Raw genomic sequence first — 24,258 nt, 5'->3', positions numbered from 1 at the left:
TGTCATTGGGTGAGAACTCAACCGCGGCGCATTGCGCAAAAAAAGCTGTTCCAAGCGTGGGCGACGGGCGGCATTGCCAGAATGATGCCGCTGACGGGCAAATTGGTATCGATGGGCATATTTTGTCCGCCTCTAATATTCCAATCATATCACTTGTATATTTTTAATCAATCTGATATCTTACTTTTGGCTTGGAGATGCAAAATGCCTTTGGAATTGTCGTCAGACGTTACAGAAGTTCTGTCCCCTTCGTCTCTGGATCTCGAAGGCTCTCTCGTAGACCAGGTGCATAAGGCGCTGCGCGCTGCCATCGTGGAGATGCGGTTGCGGCCCGGCAGCGCATTGTCTGAGAAGGAGATTGGCGCCTGTCTCAATGTCAGCAAGACGCCCATCCGCGAGGCGCTGATACGCCTCGTTGAAGAGCGACTGGTGACAGTTGTTCCGAAAAGCGGCACCCGGGTGGCGCTGATCGACATCGAACGCTTCAGGGAAGGCTGTTTTGCGCGGCTTCACATTGAAGTGGCTGCAGCCGCCCAAGCCGCGACGCTTCGCAGCGACGCCCACATCAACCAGATGAAGGCCAACTTCTCCCGCCAGCATGAAGCGCTCGAGAAGGAGGCCTACTGGGATTTCTTTCTTTGTGACGAGCAGTTTCATGCACTCATTCTCAAGGCTGCGGGCCTGCCTGGGCTGATCCCGATCATGAAGCTTGCCAAGGTCGAGGTGGATCGCATTCGCAGCCTGAGGAACCGTTTAGGGGTACGCCGCACGGAAATTGTTCTTCGTGAGCATGAGGCCATTGTCGAGGCCATCGCCGCCCGCGATCCCGGTCGTGCATCGCAGGCCATGCGCGACCATCTCGGCGAGGTGGATCAGCGCACCTGGGCGCTCGGCGAGGATCATGTGCTTTGGAGTTTCATCGAATCCGTCAGCAAGGTGCCGGCAAGAACGACGTTCGGCTTCACCGGATGACACTCACGCTGCCCTGGGTTCACTGGGCGGAATAGACCACTCAAACCTATGGATGTCGCCGCAGCTCGGGAGGCGTGCTCGCTGGCGCCATTGTCTATGATCGGGAGGATCAACGAAATGCACAGATATATCCTATCCTCGCTCGTGGCCGCGACCATACTCGCAACCACGCCTTTTCCCACCTGGGCGGAAACGCCGAAGGACCAGCTGGTCATTGGGCTTTCTATGACCAATCTCCTGACACTCGACCCAGCCGAGGCTATCGGGGATGAGTCCTTCGACGTGCTCAACAACCTCTATGACCGCTTGGTGGAAATGGATGCCAAAACGCCGAGTAAGATAGTGCCCGGTCTCGCCGAGACTTGGAGCACGGCACCGGACGGCACGCTGACTTTCACGCTGCGTTCGGATGCAAAATTCCAGTCCGGAAACCCTGTCACCTCCGTTGACGTGGTCTGGTCCCTCAAGCGGGTGATGAAGCTCAATCGCGGACCAGCCTCGTTCATGCGAGAACTCGGCTATTCCGCCGAAAGTCTGGAAACAACACTCAGTGCGCCAGACGAAAAAACTGTCGTGCTGAAACAGGCGACGAAGATCAATCCTGAAATTGTCCTCTATACGTTAGCCCGCGCCGTCGGCAATATTATTGACAGCAAGACGGTCATTGAACACCAAGAAGGCGACGATCTCGGCCGCGCCTGGCTGACCAACAATTCCGCCGGATCCGGGGCGTTCACGCTGCGACGCTGGAGCGCAAACGATGCCGTCATCCTTGATCGCAACGATGCCTATTGGCGCGGACAGCCGAAGATGCGCCGGGTTGTCATCCGCCACATGCCTGAATCACAGAGCCAGCGTTTGCAGATCGAGAATGGTGATATCGATGTCGCCCGCTCCCTTTCGGCGGCGGACCTCAAGGCGATGGCCACCAACAAAGAGATCAAGATCCAGAAGGTCGGCAGCGGCGGCTTTTATTATTTGGCTGTCAGCACTGCCGATGAAAACTTTGCCAAGCCCGAAGTGCGCGCGGTCTTGCCCTATCTGATCGATTACGATGGTATCGGGACGGCTGTTATTGGTGATTACGGCATGAAGCGCCAGGTGCCGGTCCCCGCAGACTATCCGGGTGCTATCGCCGATCCAGGCTACAAGCTCGACATCGTCAAAGCCAAGGACATGCTGACGAAAGCAGGATATCCCAACGGCTTCAGCACCGAGATGCTGGTACTTTCGGATTCGCCATATGTCGACATCGCCACCGCGATCCAGGGATCGTTGGCCCAAGCAGGCATCACGGTAAAAATCGTCCAGGGCAATGGCACCCAGGTCTATGGAAAGATGCGGGATCGCAAGTTCTCGATGATCATAGGTCGCAGCGGCGGGCAGATGCCGAACGTGCTGGGTGCTATCCAGGCGTACACCAGCAATTTTGACAACAGTCCGCAAAGCAGCCAAACAGCAAGTCTTGCCTGGCGCACGTCGTGGGACATCCCCGAACTGACGAAGCTGACGTCTGAGGCGCGCACTGAAAGCGACGAAACCAAACGCACCGCTCTCTACAAACAGATCCAGGAAAAATTCCTGAATTCGGCACCGCCGCTGTTCGCCGTCGCTGCTGCCACTCAGCCAAGCGCCGTCCGTTCCAATGTCGAAGCACTGACTGACCAGCAATCGAGGTCTCCGCAGTGGTACCTCGTCAGCAAACGATAAAAATAACAGCCGAAAGGAGCGGATATGTCCGCCATTCCTTCTCCGCATCGTGATCAGCGTGGCCAGCACCTTCGGGATCTGGCCAGCGCCGCGAGCGGCCCAATTCTCAGCATTGCGGTCGCCTTTATCGGCCTGCTGATCATTATCTTCTTTATGGGGCGAATCTTGCCGATCGACCCTGTGCTTCTGATAGTCGGTGATCAGGCCGACGCCTCAACCTATCAGCAGGTCGCCCGCGAAATGGGCTATGACAAACCGTTGATCCAGCAGTTCTTCATCTACGCAGGAGATGCGCTGCAGGGAGATTTTGGTCGGGCGCGCCTGACCGGAAACCTGGTCTGGAGCGACATCCTCCAGGTGTTTCCGGCAACCGTGGAGCTGGCAACTACAGCGATCGTCATCGGAGCGCTGCTTGGCATTCCACTTGGCGTCGCCGCCGCGGTCAACCGTGGAAAAGCGCTCGATCACATCCTTCGCATCGTCATGCTGATGGGCCATTCGGCACCGATCTTCTGGCTCGGCCTGATGGGGCTGATCGTATTCTACGCCGCCTTGCACTGGGTCGGCGGGTCAGGCCAGATCAGCCTTTACAACATGGATATGGTGCCGAGGGTAACCGGTTTCATCACCATCGACTCACTGCTGGCTGGCGAGACGGAGATCTTCTGGGATGCGATCAGCCATCTCGTCCTGCCCGCAGGCATTCTCGGCTACAGTTCAACCGCATTCATTGGCCGGATGACGCGCAGTTTCATGCTCGACCAGTTGACCCAGGAATATGTCACCGCCGCGCGCGTGAAAGGCTTGTCGCGCCGGCAGGTAATCTGGAACCACGCGTTTCGCAATATCCGGGTGCAGCTGCTGACGGTGCTGGCACTCGCCTATGGCGGCCTGCTGGAAGGTACGGTGCTGATCGAGTCGGTCTTTGCGTGGCCAGGACTGGGTCAGTATTTCACCAATGCCCTGCTGATCGGGGACATGAACGCCGTCATGGCCGCCACCTTGGTGATCGGTTCGATCTTCCTCGGGCTGAACCTGGTGAGCGATATTCTTTACAAGATACTCGATCCAAGGACACGCTGATGCTTCATGGTATTGCCGAAAAGGCAGGCCCTGCCACCCTACCGCCTGAGGTCCTGCAGACCGCCCGCCTGCTGTCGTTCTGGCGCGTCTTCCGCACCGACCTGTCGGGCATGCTGGGGCTCGGCGTTGTCTGCGTCCTCGCCATTCTGGCCGTCTTGGCACCGCTGATCGCGCCTTATGATCCCTATCTGCAGTCGCTGACCTCGACACTGCTTCCGCCAAGCGCCGCGCATTTCGCTGGGACTGACGAGCTTGGTCGCGACGTTTTCAGCCGGTTGCTTTACGGTTCCCGCACGACGCTGCTGATCGTCGTTTCGGTGTCAGTCCTCGTCGCGCCAATCGGTCTCATCATCGGTGTCTGCGCTGGCTATTTCGGTGGCTGGGTCGACAAGGTACTGATGCGCATCGTGGACATTTTTCTGGCCCTGCCGTCGCTCGTACTGGCGCTCGGTTTTGTCGCGGCACTTGGCGCTGGCACCGAAAACGCGGTGCTGGCGATCGCACTTACCGCCTGGCCGCCAATTGCGCGCCTTGCGCGAGCCGAAACCCTGACCATCCGCAATTCCGACTTCATCGCCGCCGCCCGCATGTACGGGGCCTCGTCGTTCCGGATCATTTTCGCGCATGTCGTGCCCCTCTGCATGCCTTCGATCATCGTGAGGGTGACACTGAGCATGGCTGCGGTCATCCTGACGGCGGCCGGCCTCGGGTTTCTTGGTCTCGGCGCGCAACCGCCAAGCGCCGAATGGGGCACGATGATCTCGACCGGGCGAAAGGTGATGATCGACCATTGGTGGGTCGCTGCATTTCCGGGTGTGGCTATCCTGATCACCAGTCTTTCCTTCAACCTGATCGGCGATGCGCTACGTGATGCGCTCGACCCGAGAAAGGGCTGACATGTCAATTTCCAACGTCACTCGCGTCACCCCTCCGCTTTTACGCGTCAGAAACCTCAGCGTGCGGTTCGGTCAGTCTCCCGACGCAACGCGGGCTCTTCGGAATGTCAGCTTCGATCTCTCTCATGAGAAGCTGGGCATCGTCGGGGAATCCGGTTCGGGAAAATCGACGCTCGGTCGCGCCATCCTCAAACTTCTGCCATCGGTCGCTGAAATTTCTGCCGATGCGCTGCAGTTCGAAACAACGGATCTCCGCAACGCATCGGAACGGGACATGCTGGCCATCCGCGGCAGCCGGATCTCGATGATCATGCAGGATCCAAAATATGCGTTGGATCCGACGATGCGGATCGGCGACCAGATCGGTGAAGCCGTGTCCCTGCATCTCAAACTACGCGGCAGTGCGCGGCGGAAGAAAGTGCTCGATTTGCTGGAAAGTGTCGAGATCCGTGGCGTCGAACGCGTCTACGATCTCTACCCGCATCAGGTTTCGGGCGGCATGGGTCAGCGCGTCATGATCGCCTCTACCCTAGCGGCCAATCCAAAGATCATCATTGCAGACGAACCGACGTCGGCGCTCGACGTGACGGTGCGCGGAAAGCTTCTCGAATTGCTTGACCGCTTGGTCTCGTCGCATGGGATCGGACTGATCTTCATCACCCATGATCTAAACTTGGCACAGGATTTCTGCGACCGGCTGCTGATCATGTATTCAGGCCAGATCGTTGAAAGCCTTGCGGCAAAGGAACTGCGGCAGGCACGACACCCCTATACCCAAGGCTTGCTTGCCAGCCTGCCGCGGCTTGACCTGGAGCAGTCGCGCTTGCCGGTGATGACGCGCGACCCCTCGTGGGCAATCGATATTCCTTCGGAGACTGTACGATGATCGACGTTCAAAATCTCGAACTGTCGTTCGGACGCGGCCATCATCGTGTCCAGCCCCTGGCCGGGCTATCGTTTTCGGTGGCAGAGGGAGAAACTTACGGCATCGTCGGCGAGAGCGGGTGTGGAAAGTCCAGCCTACTTCGCTGTATCGGTGGCCTTGAAACCGCCTGGACCGGTAAGGTCGAGATTGCAGGCCGCCCGGCACCCCAGGTCCGCAAGGGCGCGGATTGCCGGACAGTGCAGATGGTGTTCCAGGATCCGTATGGGACGCTGCATCCCCGCCACACGATTGGCCTGGCCCTTTCGGAGCCGCTACGTGCCCAGGGTATGGAACGCTCGACGGCAAAAATTGCCGATGCGCTACGTGCCGTCGGTCTCAGTCCGAGCTTCGCCGAACGTTTCCCACACCAGCTATCCGGAGGGCAAAGGCAGCGTGTTGCAATTGCGCGTGCCCTTATCCTCAAGCCCGATGTCGTCCTGCTTGATGAACCGACATCGGCGCTGGATGTATCTGTGCAGGCCGAAATTCTCAACTTGCTTGCCGATTTACGAAAGGAGATGGGACTGACCTACATCCTTGTGAGCCATGACTTGGCAGTGGTGGCGCATATGTGCAGCCGCGTTGCTGTCATGCAATCGGGCAAGGTGCTCGAGGAACTGACCGCAACCGATCTTCGTCATGGACGGGCAACACACGAATATACTTTCGAACTGATTGCAAGCAGCAAGCTTGATATCGCTGCCTGAACGAGAACTCACCGGCTCGAAGTCATTGATGCGCATCAACGGTTCCAATGCCAACTCTTTCGAATAGCAGGATCGCAGATTGAGCGGTCGATGCGCAAAAACATCAACTGGACGGAATGTGTCTCACTCAAACGAAGCACACATTTCAACGGAGACGGTCCCATGAAGATTACCGATGCCAAAGTGTTCGTCGGCGGTCCTGCGAAGAACTACGTGACCCTGAAGATCGAGACAGATCAGGGCATCTGCGGTCTCGGTGACGCAACACTGAACAACCGCGAGACCCTGCCTGCTGCCTATTTGAAGGACTATCTCATTCCAAACCTGATCGGGATGGATCCGCGCAACAGTGAGGACATCTGGCAGTTTTTCTACCGAGGGGCCTACTTCCGGCGCGGCCCTATCGCTATGGCGGCGTTCGGTGCCATTGATATGGCACTGTGGGACATCAAGGGCAAACTCGCAAATATGCCCCTTTATCAGCTTTTCGGAGGCAAAAGCCGTGAAGGCGCGCTGGTCTATGCACATGCCACAGGTGCCGATCTCGAAGACCTGATGGATTCCATCTCCTGGTATGTGGAGCAGGGTTACAAAGCCATTCGCGTCCAGTGCGGCATCCCCGGGATGCCGAAGGCCGGCTACGCCGTACCAGAAAAAAAAGGCGATGTAAAAAATTACATCACCGACTACACCGGCATCCGGCCGAAGGTAGAGATCTGGGATACCAGCCGCTACATGCGCTATATGCCTAAAGCGCTTACTCAGGTCCGTGAGCGGTTCGGCCCGGAGCTTAAGATCCTGCACGACGTCCATCACAGGCTAACGCCGCGGGAAGCGGCCGAATTTGCGAAAGCCGTCGAGCCCGTGGACCTCTTCTGGCTGGAGGATCCAACTCCTGCAGACGACCAGGATGCGCTCAAGTTTCTGCGTCATCACTCCACAGTGCCCGTCGCAATCGGCGAAGTGTTCAACTCGATCTGGGACTGCAACAAGCTGATCGAGAACGAGCTAATCGACTTCATCCGCGTTGCCGTCACCTACGCGGGCGGCATCACCCACGTCAAACGCATTGTAGATTTGGCGGCACTGCATCACGTGAGGACAGGGTTCCATGGTGCTCCAAGCCATTCACCGCTCTCCATGGCGGCGCAGGCGCATCTGAACGCTTGGGCGCCCAATTTTGGCATCCAGGAATACCTCGTCCTTGGTACGCCTGAATGCGATGCATTGTTCCCATCAGAACACCGGTTGGAGAACGGCCTATTCTATGTCAGCGACGCCCCCGGACTCGGTGTTGCTTTTGATGAAAACGAAGCCGCGCGCTACAGTTACAAGCCAGGCAGCCATCCTGTTGTGCGATTGGAGGATGGGACACTCTGGAACTACTAACGACGCCTCTCTGTTCGATCAGAAGGTCGGCCCGCATCAAAATGGTAGCCTGTCTCTGATTATTTATAAGGCCGGAGGTCTGAAGAATACCGATATCTGCAACGGGCGTGGCGCTCGCGGGTAAGGTTGTAGCGCTAGCAGAGCCGCAAGGTCGTTTCCGCCTTCGGATGTGCCAGCCTGGGCACTTGCCGCATCCCAGAACCGGTCCTCGGCACCTCGCCCTCGCGGCGCCCAGCTCGACCAGAGTTTTTTGGCGACGTCGAGGAATTCGGATGTCCTTGCATAACGTTCGCTGCGTGGCGGCAGAGGCTCACTACCGAAATTGGCGGCCACACTCGGATTGAAGGATGACACGACGTTGACGATCAACGATGCGCCAGTTCCGTCGAGGCCCTGTAGTAGGCCGGATCATTGATGTCATGCCGCGTTCCGCTTCGGTATTTCCATGCTGGTGCGAGATAGCCGGTGGTATTGCTCATGCGTCTTCTGTTTTAGTTGCTGGTGTCGAGGTCAGTGTGCCGACGCCGCCTATGCCGTCCGGCACCGCGCCGTTGACGGCAAAATCCCCGATAAGCCGATCATGGTAGATGCGCGGGTTGTGGGACGAGATCGTGCGGGCATTGCGCCAATGACGGTCGAGCGACTGGCTGCGTTTGGTGGCCGAGGCACCAAGCGCGTCGAAAAGCCCGGTTGTCGCGTCTAGGATCAGAGACGTGACCGGCGTGACCGCCTGGCTGACATCGAGATCCGAATCCCGAATGGCGAGTGCGATGCGTGCCTCGTTGCCGGAAAGATTGGCCTCATAAGCCTCCTGCAGCGCTTCTGCCGCCTTGAGAGCTATGGCGCCCGCTGCATAGGCGGCGGCCCGCACGCGGCCGACCACCTGAAGCACCTGAGGATCCTGCGCCGACTGCTGACCGTTGCCGCGACCGTAAACGCGCGTGCGGCTCGCCACCAGTGCGGCGAGATCGTCCGCTGCCGCCCGGCCGATGCCGGCCAGCGTCGCAAGATGGATCAGCTGGAAATAACCGGCCGCATAATTGAAGCGAAGCGCGTTCGGCTTGATGAAGTCGGGTTGCAGGACAACCTGCGTGAAACGGGCAGTCCCGCTTGCCGTCAGCGCCTGCCCGAAGCCGTCCCAATCGTCGACAATCTCGACACCCGCCGCTTTTGTCGGCACCAGGGCCCCGACGACGGTGCCATCCCCGTCAATCGCCGCGATGTGGATCCAGTCGGAATAAAGCGAGCCGGTGGTGTAGAATTTTTTACCCTCCAGCCGCCAGATGTCGCCCTCGCGGATGATCTGCGTCGAGTGTGAACCGAGCGTGTTGTTGCCGGTCTCCGAAAAGCCGCTTCCGATGGTTTCTCCCTTGCCGACGCGCTCCAACCAGGCATCGCGCCAACCGCGATGCTCCGCCCCGGTGTTTAGCAAGTCCTCAACGAAGCCATGATGGGCGCGAAAAATGTTGGCGAGGTTCGGATCTGCCTCCCCCAATTCGATGACGAGGCCGAAAAGCTCGGGCAGGGTCAATCCGAGGCCACCATTCTCCACCGGCAGGCGCAGTTTTGAAAAGCCGGCCTGGCGAAGCGCCGCAACGGCATCGAACGGCAGTTCCCGCTGGTGATCCCGCTTGGCCGCGCCGGCACGAATTTCCGCGAAGACAGGCCGGAATTTTGCGGCGACGGCATTGAACCTCCCGCTCGGCGGCCTGCCCCAGGCATGCGTCGTATCGGTCATTGTCACTCCTGTCATGAATTCGGATCGAGCCACAGATCGCCAAAGCTCCAGTTGATGCCTTGTGCGCCGGTGACGAAATTCTTCACTTTACGGCTTGCAACGATCTGGCTGCCGGCAGCGACGAGATCGACGGAGGCGACCTCGTCATGGATGAGATGCTGGAACTTGCTCCACAATTCCCACCGCTTCTTTTCGTCCGGCTCGATGGCTGCGGCTTCGAGCAGGGTATCCGCCTGCGGATTGTCGTAATGGGCCGCATTGGAAAACGGCAGGCCGATCTTGAAGTTCTTGCTCCAATAGGCCCGCTGGATTCCGAGGGTCGGATCGAATGTATTGGAGAGAGACTCGACCACCAGATCGAAGGCGCGGTCGGTGTAGACCGTCTTCAGGAATGTCGGCAGGTCGTATTTCTTGATCTCGATACCGATGCCGATCTTCTCGAGCTGGCTGCGGATGACATCGGCATAACCCTGGGCGAGGAAGGAATTGAAGGTAAGCCGCAGATGAAAGCGCTTGCCGTCCGACTGGCGCGGGAAGCCGGCGGCATCGAGCAGCCGCTCGGCCTCCTTCGGGTCATAGTCATGTGCCTTGACGCTCTGGTCATACCATTTCGGGAGTGCCGTCGAGACGGGGCTTGGCGATACTTCCGCATAACCGAACAGGGCGACGTTGACGATTTCCTCTGGCTTGATGGCCTTGGCGATTGCCAGCCGGACATCTTTCTTTCGCAGGATTTCGGTATCGTAGTTGAAGAAGAGCTGCTGCTGCGGGCCCGAATAGGCGTAGGTCGTCGTGTCGACCACGAGGTTCGGATTCTGCTTGAGCCGGTCAAGGTCGGCCAGCGGCACTGGGCTGTCGCCGATATCGACCTCGCCCGTTTCCAGAGCGACTGCGCGGGCGGCTGGATCGGTGATGATCCGTAGGATGATACGGTCGAGATAAGGCTTTCCGGCATCCCAGTAATCCGGATTGCGCTCAAAAATGAGGTGGCTGCCGGGCGTCCATTCCTTCAGCTTGAACGGCCCGGTTCCGATCGCCGTTTCCAGTGTCTGGCCATCGGCGGGCTTCAGCTTCTCGAAAATGTGCTTCGGAACGATCGGCGATTCCGAGCTAGATTGCGCGGCGATCAGGAAGGGGGCGGGTTTGGAAAGGACGATGATCGCCGTCAGCGGATCCGGCGTCTCTACGGCGATCACGTTCTGGTAGGTGATGCGGCCGCGCGGATGCGCTTCCTTCAGGCGGAATATCGAGAAGGCCACGTCTTCGGAGGTGAAATCCCAGCCGTCGTGCCACTTCACCTTGGCGCGAAGCTTGAACGTGTAGCGCAGGTGATCCTCGGAAACCGACCATTCCGTCGCGAGCAAGGGCTGCGGCGTCAGGTCGAAACCGAATGTCAGCAGACCCTCGACGATCTTGGGGCCAATGGCCTGGCCAGTGCCGGACGAGGTGTTGATCGCAAACAGAGCGTTGCCAGGGTCAACCTTGTAGAGCAGCTTCAACGTGCCGCCCGAGGTAGGCGAAGCCTGGTTCGCGGAGAAGGATGGCGAAGGCAACAGGCTTGCAGCGGAGGTGGCGAGGAGCAGTTGATTGAAATGTCGACGGTTTAAAGACATGCGGCATCTCCTGGCGTGAAGTTGACTGTTCTGGCGTCGGTCAGCATCCGGCGCGGCCCCGGTTTTCCGAAGAAGATTTTTCTTTCAGCTGGCGAAAGAATTCCTGACTTTGAAAGTTTCTTCCCAGCCAGCCCGCTCGTTGCGAACAAAGCTTCGGCCTTATCGGATAAGTCGAGGCAGGCTTGCCAAAAACGCACTGTTTGTGATGACGCTAAAAAATGCCTGACACGCTGTGCCCTCGCGGGGGCGAAAATCTTCTTTCGCCGCAGCGCCGCAAATTGGCAGGCCTTTCCTCGGCAGCCGCCAAACGGAGGTTATGAATACGGCTTATCCTACCCGCAACCAGATCGAAGCCTGATATCGGAGCCATCATGACTGCCCATCCGTCCCGCTGAAAGGCGTTGGAACGTCGCAAGAACGGATCGAAGTCCGTTATGGATTTGATCCGGCACTTCTGTCCACCCACTGGAGTGCAACGATCGATAGGTTGCTCGATCATCGTACCTCGCGCAATTACCTGCCCCGGTCGCTGCCGGAGGGTACGGTCGAATTGCTGGCTGCTGCGGCGCAATCGGCTCCAAGCTCGTCAAATCTGCAGGCCTGGAGCGTGGTCGCCGTCGAGGATCCTGAGCGCAAGGCACGGCTTGCCGGTTTCACCGGTGGCAATGCGCATATTCTCGCGGCTCCTCTCTTTCTCGTCTGGCTAGTCGATCTGAAGCGGTTGCGCGATATCGCCCGCGATAACGGCAACCACGGCGAAGGTCTCAATTATCTGGAGAGTTTTTCTCGGATTCCTCGGTGAAAGCGGTTGCCCTGGAACAGGCGGCCTGACCCTGTCGCGAAAGAGAATGCCGCGACAGGGCGGCTTGAGGTGATATTTCTCTCCTTAAACGGCATAGCAATAGTACACTGTATCTATAGACTATTGATCGCGCGCTTTAACATAGGCCATCGTCACATGATTGACTGGAGCGCCCATGACCGACGCCGCTCATCGCCTCGCGGAGCAGCCTGATACCATCTCGTACACGCGATGCCATGCGCCCACGCCGCTTTCCATCGCGGTTCAGCTCGGCTGGATAACGGAGACTTTCGCCCGCTTCGGCATCAACGTCGCGCCCATTCGCGATCCGATCGATCCGGCAATCCGGCAGAGCCATTTCGATCATCGTCTGGACTGGTCTTTTCGCCAGGGCGGCAATATTCCGCCGATCTGGGCGCGGTCCAAGGGGCGGGATACGAAGCTGATCGGGCTGACGAGGACGGATGAATTCCAGGCGGTCATAACCCTTGCCTCGACAGGCATTGCGACCGGCGCGGATCTGAAAGGGCGCTGGCTAGGGCTTCCCCGGCACCCCAACGAGATCATCGATTTCCAGCGGGCGACCTCGCTCAAGGGCGGCGTATCGGCAATCACCATCTCCGATCTTGCTCCGGCAAATGTCGAGCTTGTTGATCTGGTTGCAGCCGAGCCCATGCTTCTGAGGCCGGACGACAACCGGCTGCATGGTCTGCGACGCCGGTTGCCCTATGGCGAGGAGATCGCAGCAATTCCACCGTGGCGAGATCGAAGCCATCGCCCATTTCAAGGATTTCCTCTTCGAGTGGGGCTTCATCCCCGCCGATTTCGATGTCGCCGGTTGGGTCGATCATCATCCGCTCGCGCTCGTGCAGCAGCCACAGAGACATTGAGGGACCTTGATGACCGACACCATTCTTGTAACCGGCGCGACAGGCAAACTCGGCCAGCATGTCGTGCGGCGACTTATCGCTATCGCCCGGATCGTCGCGGACATCCTCAAACGTCCGGTCGAAAGCTCATCGGGTGGCTTGCCACCGGGCCTTGAGGCTTTCGCGCGTCGCGCGATTGGTGAATTCATAGCGTTGATCTCGGAAGGATTGGCGGCTCCCGTCACAGGCACGGTCGAAACCATCACCGGCCATCCGCCCCGCAGCGTCGAGCGCTTCCTCGCCCGTCAGCTTGCCGCAGCATCCACCAGGACGACGTCCTCGTCAGGAGAAAAGACATGGCACTGACAGCACCGCAACCCGAACATCTCGATCTCAAGGGCCCGCTGGATTTCAACGACAGCCCCTTGAGCCGGGCCGCGAAACAGCCGCTGATGCTGGGCCTGTTTCTCAATCTGCAGGATATCCGCTTCTCCAGCGTTCCGACCAGCAATAGCTGGACTTTCGACTATAATGCCGAGCTGGTGAAACGAGCCGACGAACTCGGCTTCGAGATCGCCTTCAGCCGCACGCAATGGCTGCCGAAGGGCGGTTATGACGGCGAATCGTCGCTGGACAGTTTCATCGCGCTCGGCGCCATGGCGGCCATCACCAAGAACATCCTGCTGATCTCGACCATTCACGTTCTCTACGGGCCGCTGCATCCGTTGCACCTGGCGAAATATGGCGCGACCCTCGATCACATCGCCAAGGGGCGCTGGGGCATCAACATCGTCACCGGCCACCGGGCCATCGAGCATGAGATGTTCGGCTGGCAGCGTATCGAGCACGACAAGCGCTACGACATGGCCTCCGAACTGTTCGACGTGCTGCATCGACTGTGGTCGGAGACGGAAAACTTCTCCCATGAGGGCAAGCTCAACCCTTGGGCGGTCAACAACGGCTGGATTACGCCGAAACCGCTCTACGGGCGCCCGCCACTTGTTACGGCAACCGGCTCGCCGGCCGGGTTCGATTTCGCCGCCCGCCATTCCGACCTCGTCTTCGTCACCTCGCCGGGCGGTGCGCATATCGACAGCGCGCTCGAAACGCTACCGGACCACATCACGGTGTTGAAGAACCGGGCCGCGTCCTATGGCCGGCAGGTGAAAACCGTCATCAACCCGATGGTGATCGCCCGCGATACGGAAAAGGAAGCGCTCGCGTTTGCCGATGCGATCGAGGCCGGCAAGCCGCAGCCGGGTACGCGTGCCTTCGGCAACAGTGCCAGCCCTTATGATAGCGACGCCCATGCCTGGCGCGGCCGTTCCGATCCAAGCCACAAGCAGGGCCGCAATCTCGGCAGCAATATCGAAATCATCGGCTCGCCGGAACAGGTTGTCGAGAAACTGGTCGGCCTGAAAAAGGCCGGTATTGATGGCGTCCAGCTCAATTTCTACGATTTCCGCGAGGACCTCGACTATTTCGCCGATCGCATCCTGCCTCTCATGAAAGAGGCCGGATTGCGGCTCTGACCGCCCATTTTTCTGCTGCGGCCAATACCTCGCGTCAGCCGACGCGGGGCAGATAGATTTTACCCTGCAAGGAATTCCCCGTGTCTTCTTCCACAGATCCCGTAACGACGCCTCTCAATCTCATCGAGCGGATAAACACCTACGTTCCCGAACTCGAAGCCATCCGCCACGACATCCACCAGCATCCGGAAATCGGCTTCGAGGAAGTCCGTACATCCGGCATCGTTGCGGAAAAGCTGCAATCTTGGGGCATCGAGGTGCATCGCGGTTACGGCAAGACCGGTGTCGTTGGGCTCCTCAAGGGCAGGTATGACGGCAATCGCAATATTGGCCTGCGCGCCGACATGGATGCGCTGCCCATGCCGGAGGAAACGGGCCTGCCCTATGCCTCTGTCCATCCCAACAAGTTCCATGGCTGCGGCCACGATGTGCATACGACTATTCTGCTCGGGGCAGCGCGTTACCTTGCCGAAACCCGCGATTTTGCCGGCACTGTCACCTTCATCTTCCAGCCGGCGGAAGAGGGGTTGGGCGGCGCCCGCGCGATGATTGCGGACGGGCTGTTCAGAGACTTTCCGGTCGACGAGATCTATGGCCTGCACAATTCTTCCTATGCGGCGCCGAACCATTTCAAGGTGTCGCCCGGCACGATCCTCGCCGGCGCCGATTTCTTCGATATCCGCCTGAAGGGCAAAGGCGCGCATGCTGCCCATCCGGATGTCTCACGCGATCCGATCCCCGCCATTGGAGAACTGATCCAGGCGTTGCAGACCATCGTCAGCCGTAACGTCCCACCGACCGAGCCCGCCGTCCTGTCGGTCACTCGCGTGGAAGCCGGCTCGGCCTATAATGTCATCCCGGAGACGGCTTCGATCGCCGGTACGGTGCGCGCCTTCTCCGACACGGTGCGGGAAACGATCCGGGGGCGCCTGCGGGCGATTTCGGATCACGTGGCGGGCGCTTATGGGCTGACGGCCGAGATCGACATTCGCGACATCTTTTCAGTGCTTACCAACGAGGACAAGTCGGTCGAGGCCGTTGCGGCGGTCGCCCGCGAAGTCCTGGGCACGGAGCGCGTATCCACCGAGCCGTCCCGCGCCATGGGCAGCGAGGATTTTGCCGACATGCTGAAACATGCGCCGGGAGCCTTCTTCACGCTCGGCCATGCCGGAACGGTGCCGGCCCACAATCCCGGCTTCATCGTTGACGACGCCATTCTGCCAGTGGGCGCGACGCTGTTTGCCCGGCTTGTCGAAAGCCGCCTCAAGGCGACGTGAAAACCAACGAGATTTCAATCAACGGAACAAGAGGAAACCCAGGATGAAACTGACAAGACGCAATGCCCTTCTGCTTGGCGCCGCTATCAGCGGTGCCGCCGCCTTGCCCGGTTTAGGCTTTGCCGCCGGCGAGACTCCCATCAAAGGTGGCGTGGTGACATTTGCCGGTCTCGGCGAGCCGACAACGCTGGTACCGCTTTCCGACTCCAACACCCGCACGCGTGCCATCTCGACCAAGATCCTGGAAGGCCTTGTCAAATTCGATGCCGAATTCAAGCCACAGCCGGTGCTTGCGGAAAGCTGGTCGCTTTCCGGGGATAGCCTGCGCGTCACCTTCAATCTGCGAAGGGGCGTCAAATGGCATGACGGCAAGGACTTTACCTCGGCAGACGTGAAATTCTCGCTGCTGGCTTTCAAGAAGGTCGGTCCGCGCGGCCGCATCACTTTTGCCAATGTCGCAGATGTGGAGACGCCGGATCCGTTGAAGGCCGTTGTCGTGCTTACCAAGCCGACACCTTACCTGCTGCGGGCGCTGACCGGCGGCGAGACGCCGATCCTGCCGGCCCATGCCTATACCAGCGACAATTATAGTGAAAGCCCGAACGGCAATGCGCCGATCGGCACCGGGCCTTTCGTCTTCGAAGAGTGGAAGCGCGGCAGCTATGCCAAACTGAAGCGGAACCCGGACTACTGGCAAAAGGGCCTGCCGCATCTGGACGGCTTTGTTGCACGCTTCGTCGGCGACGCGGCCTCCGCAACGATCGCCGTCGAGACCGGCGAGGCCGATTTTGCGACGGATGTCGCGTTTTCCGATCTGGAGCGATTGCGCCAGAACCCCAAGCTTGCGGTCAATGTCTATACCGACGCCTATCTGAACAATGCCGAGATCTTCGAGTTCAACCTTGAGAACCCGATCCTGGCAAAAAAGGAGGTACGCCACGCCCTGGCGCATGCGATCGACCGTAAGTTCATTATCGACAACATTTTCTACGGCACGGCACAGGCCGCGGGCTCCAACATCCCTTCGGTCTTCAAGCAGTATAATGACGAGGCACCGTTCCATTACCCGTTCGATCCTGCGAAGGCCAACGAACTGCTCGACAAGGCAGGCCATCCGAAAGGGACGGACGGAAAGCGGTTTTCGCTCCGCTTCACCTATCTGCCATCCGACACGTTCAAGAAGACCGTCGAATATCTGCGCTCCAACTTTGGCAAGGTCGGCGTCAAGGTGGAGATCCTGGACGGCGATCTGGCGACCTTCATCAAGCGCGTCTATACGGAGCGCGGGTTCGATATCAATCTCAATGGCATCAGCCGCCTGTTCGATCCGACGGCCGGCGTCCAGCGTCTCTATTGGTCGGACGGCATCAAGAACCCGGCGCCCTATCTGAACGCCGCCCATTACAACAATCCGAAGGTGGACGAGCTTTTCCGCGCGGCTGCAATCGAGATCGACGAGACCAAACGGGCCGAGCAGTTCAAACAGATCCAGAAGATCACCGGCGACGAGCTGCCGAATTTCTCGGTCGTGGCGCTGCCGACCGTCATCGTCCGTAACGCGAAGCTGGAAGGTCTGGTCACCACGATCGACGTCACCTCTTCCGATCTGGCGGAGGCCTGGAAAAAAACCTGAGACGCCGACGGCGTGAGGTTTCAAGCCCCGGTCCTTGTGGCCGGGATTTTTCTTTAACCATTCGATGATCCGATGGTTTTTCGGGTGTTTCGAAAAGCAGGCAAAACCGAACTGGTTTTGCCTGGCTGCAAGCCTGCGAAGAACACTTCTTGCGCGAAACGGCGCTTTTCAAAATTCGGTTTCGCCACCCGTTTGCGGCAAAATTATTCTTCTTCCTTCGGCAAGATATGGTTTCTGGCGAGCCGGCCAGGAGCCGGGCAAGCTCCTCATCGTGAACGATTTTCACTCGCACATGATGGAAGCCAATGGCCAAGGATACGCTTTTCCTGATCGCACCCGGATTTGAAGATCCGAAATTCCCCGGCACTCGTTTCGTTTGCCCCCACTGCAATCAGGTGGAGGGATTGCTTGCCGGTTTTCCCGATCTCGCAGCGCGATGGATATTCATCGGGTCGGGTTCGCGCGGCCGCGTGAGGCGGTGATCGCGACAGTCGGCGAGGAAAACCAGGGCCTGCCGCTTCTGGTGCTTTCGAGTGACGCTCCGCAGGACGCGGCGACGCATGGCAAGGCCCGATTTGTCCAGGACACCAAACGCATTCTGGAACTGCTTGCCGAGCGCCACGGCTTTCCCAGGCTTCATTGATCTCAACCGCTAAGCGCCCTTTCACAGGACCGTCCCATGACCTTCTCTAGACGTGACTTCCACAAGATAGCTCTTGCCGCCGGCGCCTTCGTGGCTTTGCCTGGCGGCACATTCGCCGCAGCCGAGGAGCCGGTTTCCGGCGGCACATTGAAGATCGTCTATTTCCCCGAACCGACACAGCTGGTCGCCATCAACACGAGTGCCGGCGGGCCGCAGTTCATCGGCGCCAAGATCTTCGACGGGCTGCTGACCTATGACTACGATCTGGCGCCGAAGCCGTCTCTGGCAAAGGAATGGACCATCTCGCCGGACGGGCGCGAATATATCTTCCGCCTGCGTGACGGCGCGAAATTCCACGATGGCAAGCCGGTGACCTCGGCGGATGTCGCGTTTTCGGTGCTTCGCCTGAAGGAAGCCCATCCCCGGGGCCGGGCGATCTTTTCGCAGGTGACCGACGTGGACACGACGGATCCGCTGGTGGCGAAGATCAGGCTTGCCAAACCGTCGCCGGGCCTGATTACCGCGCTTGCGGGTTCGGAATCACCGATCGTCCCGAAGCATATATTCGAGACCTTCAAGCCAACGGAAAGTCCGAAGCCCGATCAGATCATCGGCAGCGGTCCCTTCGTGCTGAAAGAATGGGTGCCGGGCAGCCATATCCTGCTCGAACGCAACGCCGCCTATTGGGATGCGCCGCGTCCCTACCTCGACCGCGTCATCATCCGCCTCATCAACGATGCGGGTGCAAGGGCTGCGGCTCTTGAGACCGGCGAGGGCGATATCGGTCCCAATCCCGTTCCGCTGGGGGATCTTGAGCGGTTGAAGGGCATTTCGAAGCTGCAGATCGACGATCGCATCTATGCCTATGCCGGCCAGCAGAACCAGCTCGTCATCAATCTCGAAAATCCCTATCGCAAGGAATTGAAGGTCCGTCAGGCCATCGCGCATGCAATCGACGTCAAGGCTCTGATCGACATCGTCCTCTATGGTTATGCCATTCCGTCGCCGACGCCGATCAGCCCCGGCCTTGCAAAATTCCACAACCCGGACATCCCCTTCGCCAAGTTCGATATTGCACTTGCGGAAAAGCTGCTGGACGAGGCGGGTTACCCACGCAAGGAGGGCGGCAAGCGCTTCAAGCTGCGGGTAACGAACAATCCGTTCAATCCGCAAACCTATTCCGACTTCATCGCGCAGGCGCTGATCAAGATAGGCATCGAGCCGGATATCCAGAAATTCGATTTCGGCACCTATGTGAAGGTCGTCTATACCGACCGCACCTGGGACCTGTCGGTGGAATCGCTGTCGAACACATTCGATCCGACTGCCGGCGTGCAGCGTGTCTACTGGAGCAAAAACTTCAAGATCGGTCTGCCGTTCTCGAATGCCAGCCATTACGAGAATCCCGAGGTCGACCGCTTGCTGGAGGCAGCCGCTGCGGAACCGGACATCGAGAAGCGGGCTCAGTACTTCAAGGACTTCCAGGTCATCATCGCGCGTGACCTGCCAGTCATCAATCTCGTCTCGCCGATCCAGCCGGTTGTCGGCAGCGTCAAGGTTCAGAGCTATGCCCAGGGCGCGGAAGGTCTTGGCGGCAATATTTCCCGGGCGTGGCTCAAGGCATGACGCGGATGAAACGGCCGGGCGGCCGTGATCACCGCGGCCGCCCGGCACTGACAAATTCAGGAAGGGGAGAACCAGCTCCATGAGCAGAAGACCCGACAAACTCGTCCTCAATGCGTTCATCTATCCCGGCGGCCATCACGAGGCGGCCTGGCGTTATAGCGAGTCCGAACCGCATCGCATCGCAGACATCAGCCTTTACCAGGAAATAGCGCGGCGCGCTGAAGCAGCCAAGCTCGATGCGCTCTTCTTCGCGGATGCACCGGTACTCGACGCGAATATCCGGTTTTCCGCCCGACATCGCCTCGAGCCGATCACGACATTTGCGGCACTTGCGGCGGTGACGGAGAAGATCGGTTTCATCGCCACGGCCTCCACGACCTATTACGAACCCTACAATCTTGCCCGCCTCTTCGCCTCACTCGACCATATCAGCGGCGGGCGGGTCGGCTGGAACATTGTGACCACCTCGGCCGAGCAGGCAGCAAAGAATTTCGGCCTCGACCGCCATCCTCCGCATGCCGATCGTTATCGTCAGGGCGAGGAATTTGTAGATGTCGTTACAAAACTGTGGGACAGCTGGGAAGACGATGCCATCATCGCCGACAAGGAAAGTGGCCTTTTCGCAGAAACCGACCGCATCCACGAGATTGCCCATAAGGGTGAGTTCTATTCGGTGCAGGGACCGCTGAACGTCAACCGTTCGCCGCAGGGAAGGCCGGTTTACGTCCAGGCGGGATCATCGGAGGAAGGACGGGGTTTCGCCGCGAAACATGCCGAAGCGATCTTTACCGCGCATCAGACGATCGAAAGCGCGCGCGCCTTCTATTCCGATATCAAGGCACGCGCCGCGGGCTTCGGCCGCAATCCCGCGCATATCAAGGTTCTGCCGGGCATCAGCCCGTTCATCGCCGGCACCGAACAGGAAGCGATTGCGCTGGAAGCGGAATTCAACGATCTGGTTCAGCCCGCCTTCTCGCTGAACCAATTGAAGCGGATCACCGGCATCGATCTTTCGGGGTTGGATATCGACAAGCCCTTGCCGCGTGATCTGGTCGAAGCGACCCGCGCCCAGGCCAATAGCAGCCGGCATCAGCTCGTGCTCGACGTCATCGATCGGGAGAACCCGACCATCCGCCAGCTCATTCATCGTCTCGCCGGAGGTCGTGGCCACAAGGTGATTGCCGGCACGCCCGAGCAGGTCGCGGACTGGATCGAGACCTGGTTCATTGAAGGCGCGGCAGATGGCTTCAATGTCATGCCGCCCTGGCTGACGGGTGGGTTGGACCGCTTCATCGATGGCGTCCTGCCGATCCTGCGCAAACGAAACCTTTTCCGCGAAGACTACGAAGGGTCGACCCTGCGTGACCATTACGGCTTGCCAAGGCCAGATAGCCTTTTTGCCGAGAGGCAAGCGATCCGGGCAAGCGCTTGATCAAAAGCAATGAGGCAAGGGACGCCTTGCGGCTTCCCTTGCCTGTATCAGGCCGCCGCTATGATTTCGCTGTCGCTCTTTCTGAGCAGCGACAGCAGAAACACGATACCCGATTGGCGCCGGCGTTCGGGGCTGGCGATGAGATGGTAGCGGCTTGCCGCCGGTTGCGGGGAACCAAAGGGAGTGAGCAGCCTGCCCGCGTTCAATTCCTCCACAACGAGGGAATGGCGCAGCAGCGAAATGCCATGGCCGGCAAGTGTTGCCTCGATCAGCACGGGCTGATTGGAAAAGCGCAATCCGGCGCGTGCCGGGCGCACGGCCAGGCCGCATGCCCGCAGCCAGTTCGTCCAGTCGAAGGCAGGATCGTCTCCCGCGTCGCGCAGGGTTTCCACGTCTGGGTCGCGCAGCCGTTCCGGCGCTCCATAAAGACGGTGGCGATCGGCAAATTGTGGAGTGCAGACGGCAACCACGAAATCGTCGAACAGCGGTTCGCAGACGAAGCCTGCGATCGGCTCGGAAAGTGCAACGATCGCGCAATCCCCGTCAAAGCGAAGCGGGTCGAAGAATGCGCCCTGCAGCGTCGAGATCGACAGATCGACATCGCTCAACTCCTCCCGCATCCGTCCGAGCAGCGGCGTCAACAAGCGCGCCGCAAAACACGGGTCCGCCACGAGGTTCAGCGTTGGTCGGTTTGCGGCACGGATCAGCCCGGTAATGCTTTCGACCATGGAGTCGAAGGCATCGGAAAGACCCGGATAGAGCGCGGCACCCGCTTCCGTCAGCGCAAGTTCGCCTCGCTGACGGCTAAACAGGTTGTGCCCGAGATGGGTCTCCAGAATACGGACCTGCTGGCCGATCGCGGCTGTCGAGACGTGCAGTTCCTCGGCGGCGCGAGCAAAGCTTGCATGCCTTGCCGCCACGACAAAGGCGCGCAATGCCGTCAGCGGCGGCAGCCGCGACAGGGTCGGCAGTCTCAATTGCGCAACGTTACGCGCCGAAAGGAGGCTTTCTGTTCTCATCGCTCTCTGGCACCGATCGCTAGAATACCCGCCCCTCCTCAAGATGGGTCGTTGTGCCGTTCAGATAATAATCGCCGACGACGCGCGCCTTGTGGGAGAGCGGATTGTGATTGTAGATCGTCCGAATATTGCGCCAGTGGCGGTCCAGATTGAGGGAGCGCGATGTGGTCGATGCCCCGCCGAGCTCGTAGATATTGGTCGCGACGCTGAGCGCAAGCTGCGAGGTGATGATTTGCGTGCGCGATGTCGTCAGCGAGCTTTCGATCAGCGCTGCTTCGATATCTTGTGCATTTCCACCTGCAATGGCATCCGCGGTACGATCGAGCGCCCTTGCGGCTTCCCGGATCAGTGCCACGACGGAAAATGCGCCGGCCGAGATTTCGCCGACTGTTTTCTGCACGAATGGATCCCGGCTGGCGCTTTCGGCGCCACTGTGCAGGGAGGAACGGGCCTTGTTCTGCACATAATCGATGCCCTCCAGGACGGCAGCCTGCACTGCGCCGGCGGCGGAGGCCGCAAGATGGAGCTGCCGTAGCGTCGAGCTGTGCCGGCCGACATAGGAATCCATTCGCCGGTGGGTCAGTTCATGCGGCAGGACCTCGACATTTTCGAGCAGCACGCCGCCGCTTGCGGTCAGCCGCTGCCCCATGCCGTCCCAATCGTCGAGGATGGTCAGGCCGGGGCGATTCACCGGAATGAGCACGCCCGCCTTATCACCGTTCTCGTCCAGTGCGCTGAACGAGGCGAAATCGGCGAAAGCCGTGCCGGTCGCATACCATTTGCGGCCGTTCAGCCTGTAGCGGTCGCCGTCGCGCGTCAGTCGGGCAGAAACCTCGCCAGGGCGTTGCGTGCCCTGTTCCGTATGGGCGCCGCCGAATAGCTTGCCCGCCAGAACGTTTTCGAGATGCCGTCGATCTTCGAGTTCGATCGGCGCAAGCGCTAGAGTTTCCGTAAAGTTGAAATGGCTGCGCAGGCCATGCGGTATGTTGCTGTCACCCGTGCCCAGGATCAGCAGAAGATCGATATAGTCGGAAATCGAGCCGCCCGGCCCGCCCTTGGAAGCGGGGATGCGCAGCGTTCCGAGTTTGGCATCCTTGATATTCCGATAGATGTCGAGCGGCAGCTTTCCGGTCAGATCGCAGGCTGCGGCACCCTTGGCCGCTTCCCGCGCGATCTCCCGCGCGCTCGCAAAGATCTCTTCGCGGGTGGGCACGGCATTCGACTGTTTGATGGCGGTCTGTCCGGCTGAGCTCGACATTCTTCTTCATCCTTGGGGAGACGTCTCTGCCGCCGGCAGGTTCAAGCTGCCGGCGACCTCTTGTTCTATTTTCAGGCAACCGCGCGGGGTGCAGCCGGCTGGATCGCCGGTTCGGCATGGCGGGGAATGCGTCCTTCAAGCGGATGGCTCGGATCGTTGAAGCCGGCGGTCGAGGGGTGGCCGGGTGTCACCAGGCTGTCGATCAGCGCTTCGTCGCTGGCATCGAGGCGGATATCGAGTGCACGGACATAACCGTCCCAATGCTCTTCCGTGCGCGGGCCGGTGATCGTGGCGGTTACCAGCTTGTTGTTCAGCACCCAGGCCAGGGCGAAATCGGCGGCGGAAATGCCCTTGGCTGCCGCATGAGCCGCAATCTTCTTGGCGATTTCGACCGATTCCGGCCGCCATTCCGTTTCCAGGATACGCTTGTCGCCCCGGCCGGCGCGGGTATCGGCGCCGGGTGCTTCGCCCGGCTGGTACTTGCCGGTCAGCACGCCGCGCGCGAGCGGAGAGTAGGATACAACACCGAGGCCGTAATGCTCGGCAGCTGGAAGCTGCTCGGCCTCCGCCGTGCGGTTGACGATGTTATAAAGCGGCTGGCTGGCCACCGGGCGGTCGATGCCGAGCTGATCGGCAAGATGGGCGACTTCGGCAATGCGCCAGCCACGGAAATTCGAGACGCCAAAGTAGCGCAACTTGCCGGCGCGGATGAGATCGGCGATGGCCCGGATCGGCTCCTCCAGCGGTGCGTCGAAAACGGCGCGGTGGAAATAGAGGATGTCGATATAGTCCGTATTGAGACGGCGCAGGGAGTTTTCGACCGTCTCGATCACCCATTTGCGGGAGTGTCCGCCGAGGTTGGGACCCTTCGTATGAGAGTTCACGAACTTGGTCGCAAGCACCCAGTGGTCGCGCGTTGCCTTGATGCCGCGGCCGACGACTTCTTCCGACTTTCCGTCATGGTAGACATCGGCCGTGTCGATGAAGTTGATGCCCTGCTCGCGCGCCTTGTCGATGATGCGGAAAGCTACGTCGTCGGGCGTCGGCCCGCCGAACATCATGGTGCCGAGGCTGAGCGGCGACACTTTGAGGGCGCTGCGTCCGAGATAACGATAATCGACCATATTTGACTAC

The 24,258-nt window shown here is 59.6% G+C and carries 19 protein-coding genes and 3 pseudogenes; 16 read left to right on the top strand and 6 right to left on the bottom strand.

All coding sequences use genetic code 11. The features are described 5' to 3' along the window. Positions 1-81 precede the first annotated feature (81 nt). From EPK99_RS03470 to manD, 7 genes are all read left to right on the top strand, one after another. Positions 82-972, top strand: a complete 891-nt coding sequence (locus EPK99_RS03470) for a GntR family transcriptional regulator (RefSeq protein ID WP_128441204.1) — start codon at positions 82-84, stop codon at positions 970-972. Between the two features lie 117 nt (positions 973-1,089). Further along, positions 1,090-2,682, top strand: a complete 1,593-nt coding sequence (locus EPK99_RS03465) for an ABC transporter substrate-binding protein (protein WP_164901680.1) — start codon at positions 1,090-1,092, stop codon at positions 2,680-2,682. 24 nt (positions 2,683-2,706) lie between these two features. Next, entirely contained in the window at positions 2,707-3,765 is a 1,059-nt protein-coding gene (locus EPK99_RS03460; protein ID WP_128441202.1) for an ABC transporter permease, read from the top strand. Continuing rightward, on the top strand, positions 3,765-4,661 hold the full coding sequence (locus EPK99_RS03455) for an ABC transporter permease (RefSeq protein ID WP_128441201.1): 897 nt from the start codon (positions 3,765-3,767) through the stop codon (positions 4,659-4,661). Before EPK99_RS03460 ends, EPK99_RS03455 begins: the two co-directional genes overlap by 1 nt. A gap of 1 nt (position 4,662) precedes the next feature. Then, the gene (locus EPK99_RS03450; RefSeq protein WP_128441200.1) at positions 4,663-5,547 is read left to right on the top strand and encodes an ABC transporter ATP-binding protein; all 885 of its coding nucleotides are present in this window, start codon (positions 4,663-4,665) and stop codon (positions 5,545-5,547) included. Further along, positions 5,544-6,293 carry an ABC transporter ATP-binding protein gene (locus tag EPK99_RS03445; RefSeq protein ID WP_128441199.1) on the top strand — a complete coding sequence of 250 codons (750 nt, stop codon included), beginning with the start codon at positions 5,544-5,546 and terminating at the stop codon, positions 6,291-6,293. Before EPK99_RS03450 ends, EPK99_RS03445 begins: the two co-directional genes overlap by 4 nt. A gap of 162 nt (positions 6,294-6,455) precedes the next feature. After that, positions 6,456-7,682: a D-mannonate dehydratase ManD gene (gene manD, locus EPK99_RS03440; protein WP_128441198.1), complete on the top strand. Its 1,227-nt coding sequence runs from the start codon at positions 6,456-6,458 to the stop codon at positions 7,680-7,682. A 141-nt stretch (positions 7,683-7,823) separates the two neighbouring features. On the opposite strand, the pseudogene EPK99_RS03435 reads toward manD, so the two are convergent. The 3 genes and pseudogenes from EPK99_RS03435 to EPK99_RS03425 all read right to left on the bottom strand — a co-directional run. Next, positions 7,824-8,161 (bottom strand): annotated as a pseudogene (locus EPK99_RS03435) (NtaA/DmoA family FMN-dependent monooxygenase); the annotation flags it as partial. Beyond that, positions 8,158-9,420 carry an acyl-CoA dehydrogenase family protein gene (locus tag EPK99_RS03430; RefSeq protein WP_128441197.1) on the bottom strand — a complete coding sequence of 421 codons (1,263 nt, stop codon included), beginning with the start codon at positions 9,418-9,420 and terminating at the stop codon, positions 8,158-8,160. The pseudogene EPK99_RS03435 and the gene EPK99_RS03430, both read right to left, overlap by 4 nt. A gap of 11 nt (positions 9,421-9,431) precedes the next feature. Continuing rightward, positions 9,432-11,033: an ABC transporter substrate-binding protein gene (locus EPK99_RS03425; protein ID WP_128441196.1), complete on the bottom strand. Its 1,602-nt coding sequence runs from the start codon at positions 11,031-11,033 to the stop codon at positions 9,432-9,434. 487 nt (positions 11,034-11,520) lie between these two features. Here EPK99_RS03425 and EPK99_RS03420 point away from each other — a divergent pair, with 487 nt between their 5' ends. From EPK99_RS03420 to EPK99_RS03380, 9 genes and pseudogenes are all read left to right on the top strand, one after another. Further along, on the top strand, positions 11,521-11,835 hold the full coding sequence (locus EPK99_RS03420; RefSeq protein ID WP_245455621.1) for a nitroreductase family protein: 315 nt from the start codon (positions 11,521-11,523) through the stop codon (positions 11,833-11,835). 175 nt (positions 11,836-12,010) lie between these two features. Beyond that, a pseudogene (locus EPK99_RS03415) lies at positions 12,011-12,725 on the top strand (substrate-binding domain-containing protein). A gap of 9 nt (positions 12,726-12,734) precedes the next feature. Beyond that, positions 12,735-13,070 carry a Rossmann-fold NAD(P)-binding domain-containing protein gene (locus EPK99_RS03410; protein WP_128441194.1) on the top strand — a complete coding sequence of 112 codons (336 nt, stop codon included), beginning with the start codon at positions 12,735-12,737 and terminating at the stop codon, positions 13,068-13,070. Beyond that, complete coding sequence (locus EPK99_RS03405) at positions 13,061-14,236, top strand: LLM class flavin-dependent oxidoreductase (RefSeq protein WP_128441193.1); 1,176 nt, start codon at positions 13,061-13,063, stop codon at positions 14,234-14,236. Before EPK99_RS03410 ends, EPK99_RS03405 begins: the two co-directional genes overlap by 10 nt. 80 nt (positions 14,237-14,316) lie before the next feature. Next, the gene (locus tag EPK99_RS03400; RefSeq protein WP_128441192.1) at positions 14,317-15,513 is read left to right on the top strand and encodes a M20 aminoacylase family protein; all 1,197 of its coding nucleotides are present in this window, start codon (positions 14,317-14,319) and stop codon (positions 15,511-15,513) included. A 43-nt stretch (positions 15,514-15,556) separates the two neighbouring features. Continuing rightward, positions 15,557-17,146: an ABC transporter substrate-binding protein gene (locus EPK99_RS03395; protein ID WP_128441191.1), complete on the top strand. Its 1,590-nt coding sequence runs from the start codon at positions 15,557-15,559 to the stop codon at positions 17,144-17,146. A gap of 305 nt (positions 17,147-17,451) precedes the next feature. Continuing rightward, positions 17,452-17,789, top strand: a pseudogene (locus EPK99_RS03390) (DUF3088 domain-containing protein). A gap of 36 nt (positions 17,790-17,825) precedes the next feature. Beyond that, complete coding sequence (locus tag EPK99_RS03385) at positions 17,826-19,415, top strand: ABC transporter substrate-binding protein (protein WP_128441190.1); 1,590 nt, start codon at positions 17,826-17,828, stop codon at positions 19,413-19,415. 79 nt (positions 19,416-19,494) lie between these two features. After that, positions 19,495-20,847 (top strand): LLM class flavin-dependent oxidoreductase, encoded by a 1,353-nt coding sequence (locus EPK99_RS03380; protein ID WP_128441189.1) that lies wholly within the window; start codon positions 19,495-19,497, stop codon positions 20,845-20,847. Between the two features lie 47 nt (positions 20,848-20,894). On the opposite strand, the gene EPK99_RS03375 is transcribed toward EPK99_RS03380, so the two are convergent. The 3 genes from EPK99_RS03375 to EPK99_RS03365 all read right to left on the bottom strand — a co-directional run bounded on the left by EPK99_RS03375 (position 20,895) and on the right by EPK99_RS03365 (position 24,248). Beyond that, positions 20,895-21,866, bottom strand: a complete 972-nt coding sequence (locus EPK99_RS03375) for a LysR substrate-binding domain-containing protein (RefSeq protein ID WP_128441188.1) — start codon at positions 21,864-21,866, stop codon at positions 20,895-20,897. A gap of 19 nt (positions 21,867-21,885) precedes the next feature. Then, positions 21,886-23,124, bottom strand: a complete 1,239-nt coding sequence (locus EPK99_RS03370) for an acyl-CoA dehydrogenase family protein (RefSeq protein WP_128441187.1) — start codon at positions 23,122-23,124, stop codon at positions 21,886-21,888. 71 nt (positions 23,125-23,195) lie between these two features. Continuing rightward, positions 23,196-24,248 carry an aldo/keto reductase gene (locus EPK99_RS03365; protein WP_128441186.1) on the bottom strand — a complete coding sequence of 351 codons (1,053 nt, stop codon included), beginning with the start codon at positions 24,246-24,248 and terminating at the stop codon, positions 23,196-23,198. Positions 24,249-24,258: the final 10 nt, after the last annotated feature.

It is taken from the genome of Neorhizobium lilium (genome assembly GCF_004053875.1).
Lineage (GTDB): Bacteria > Pseudomonadota > Alphaproteobacteria > Rhizobiales > Rhizobiaceae > Neorhizobium > Neorhizobium lilii.
Note: the sequence above shows the minus strand (reverse complement) of the source record. Positions and strands in the feature narration are given on the sequence as shown.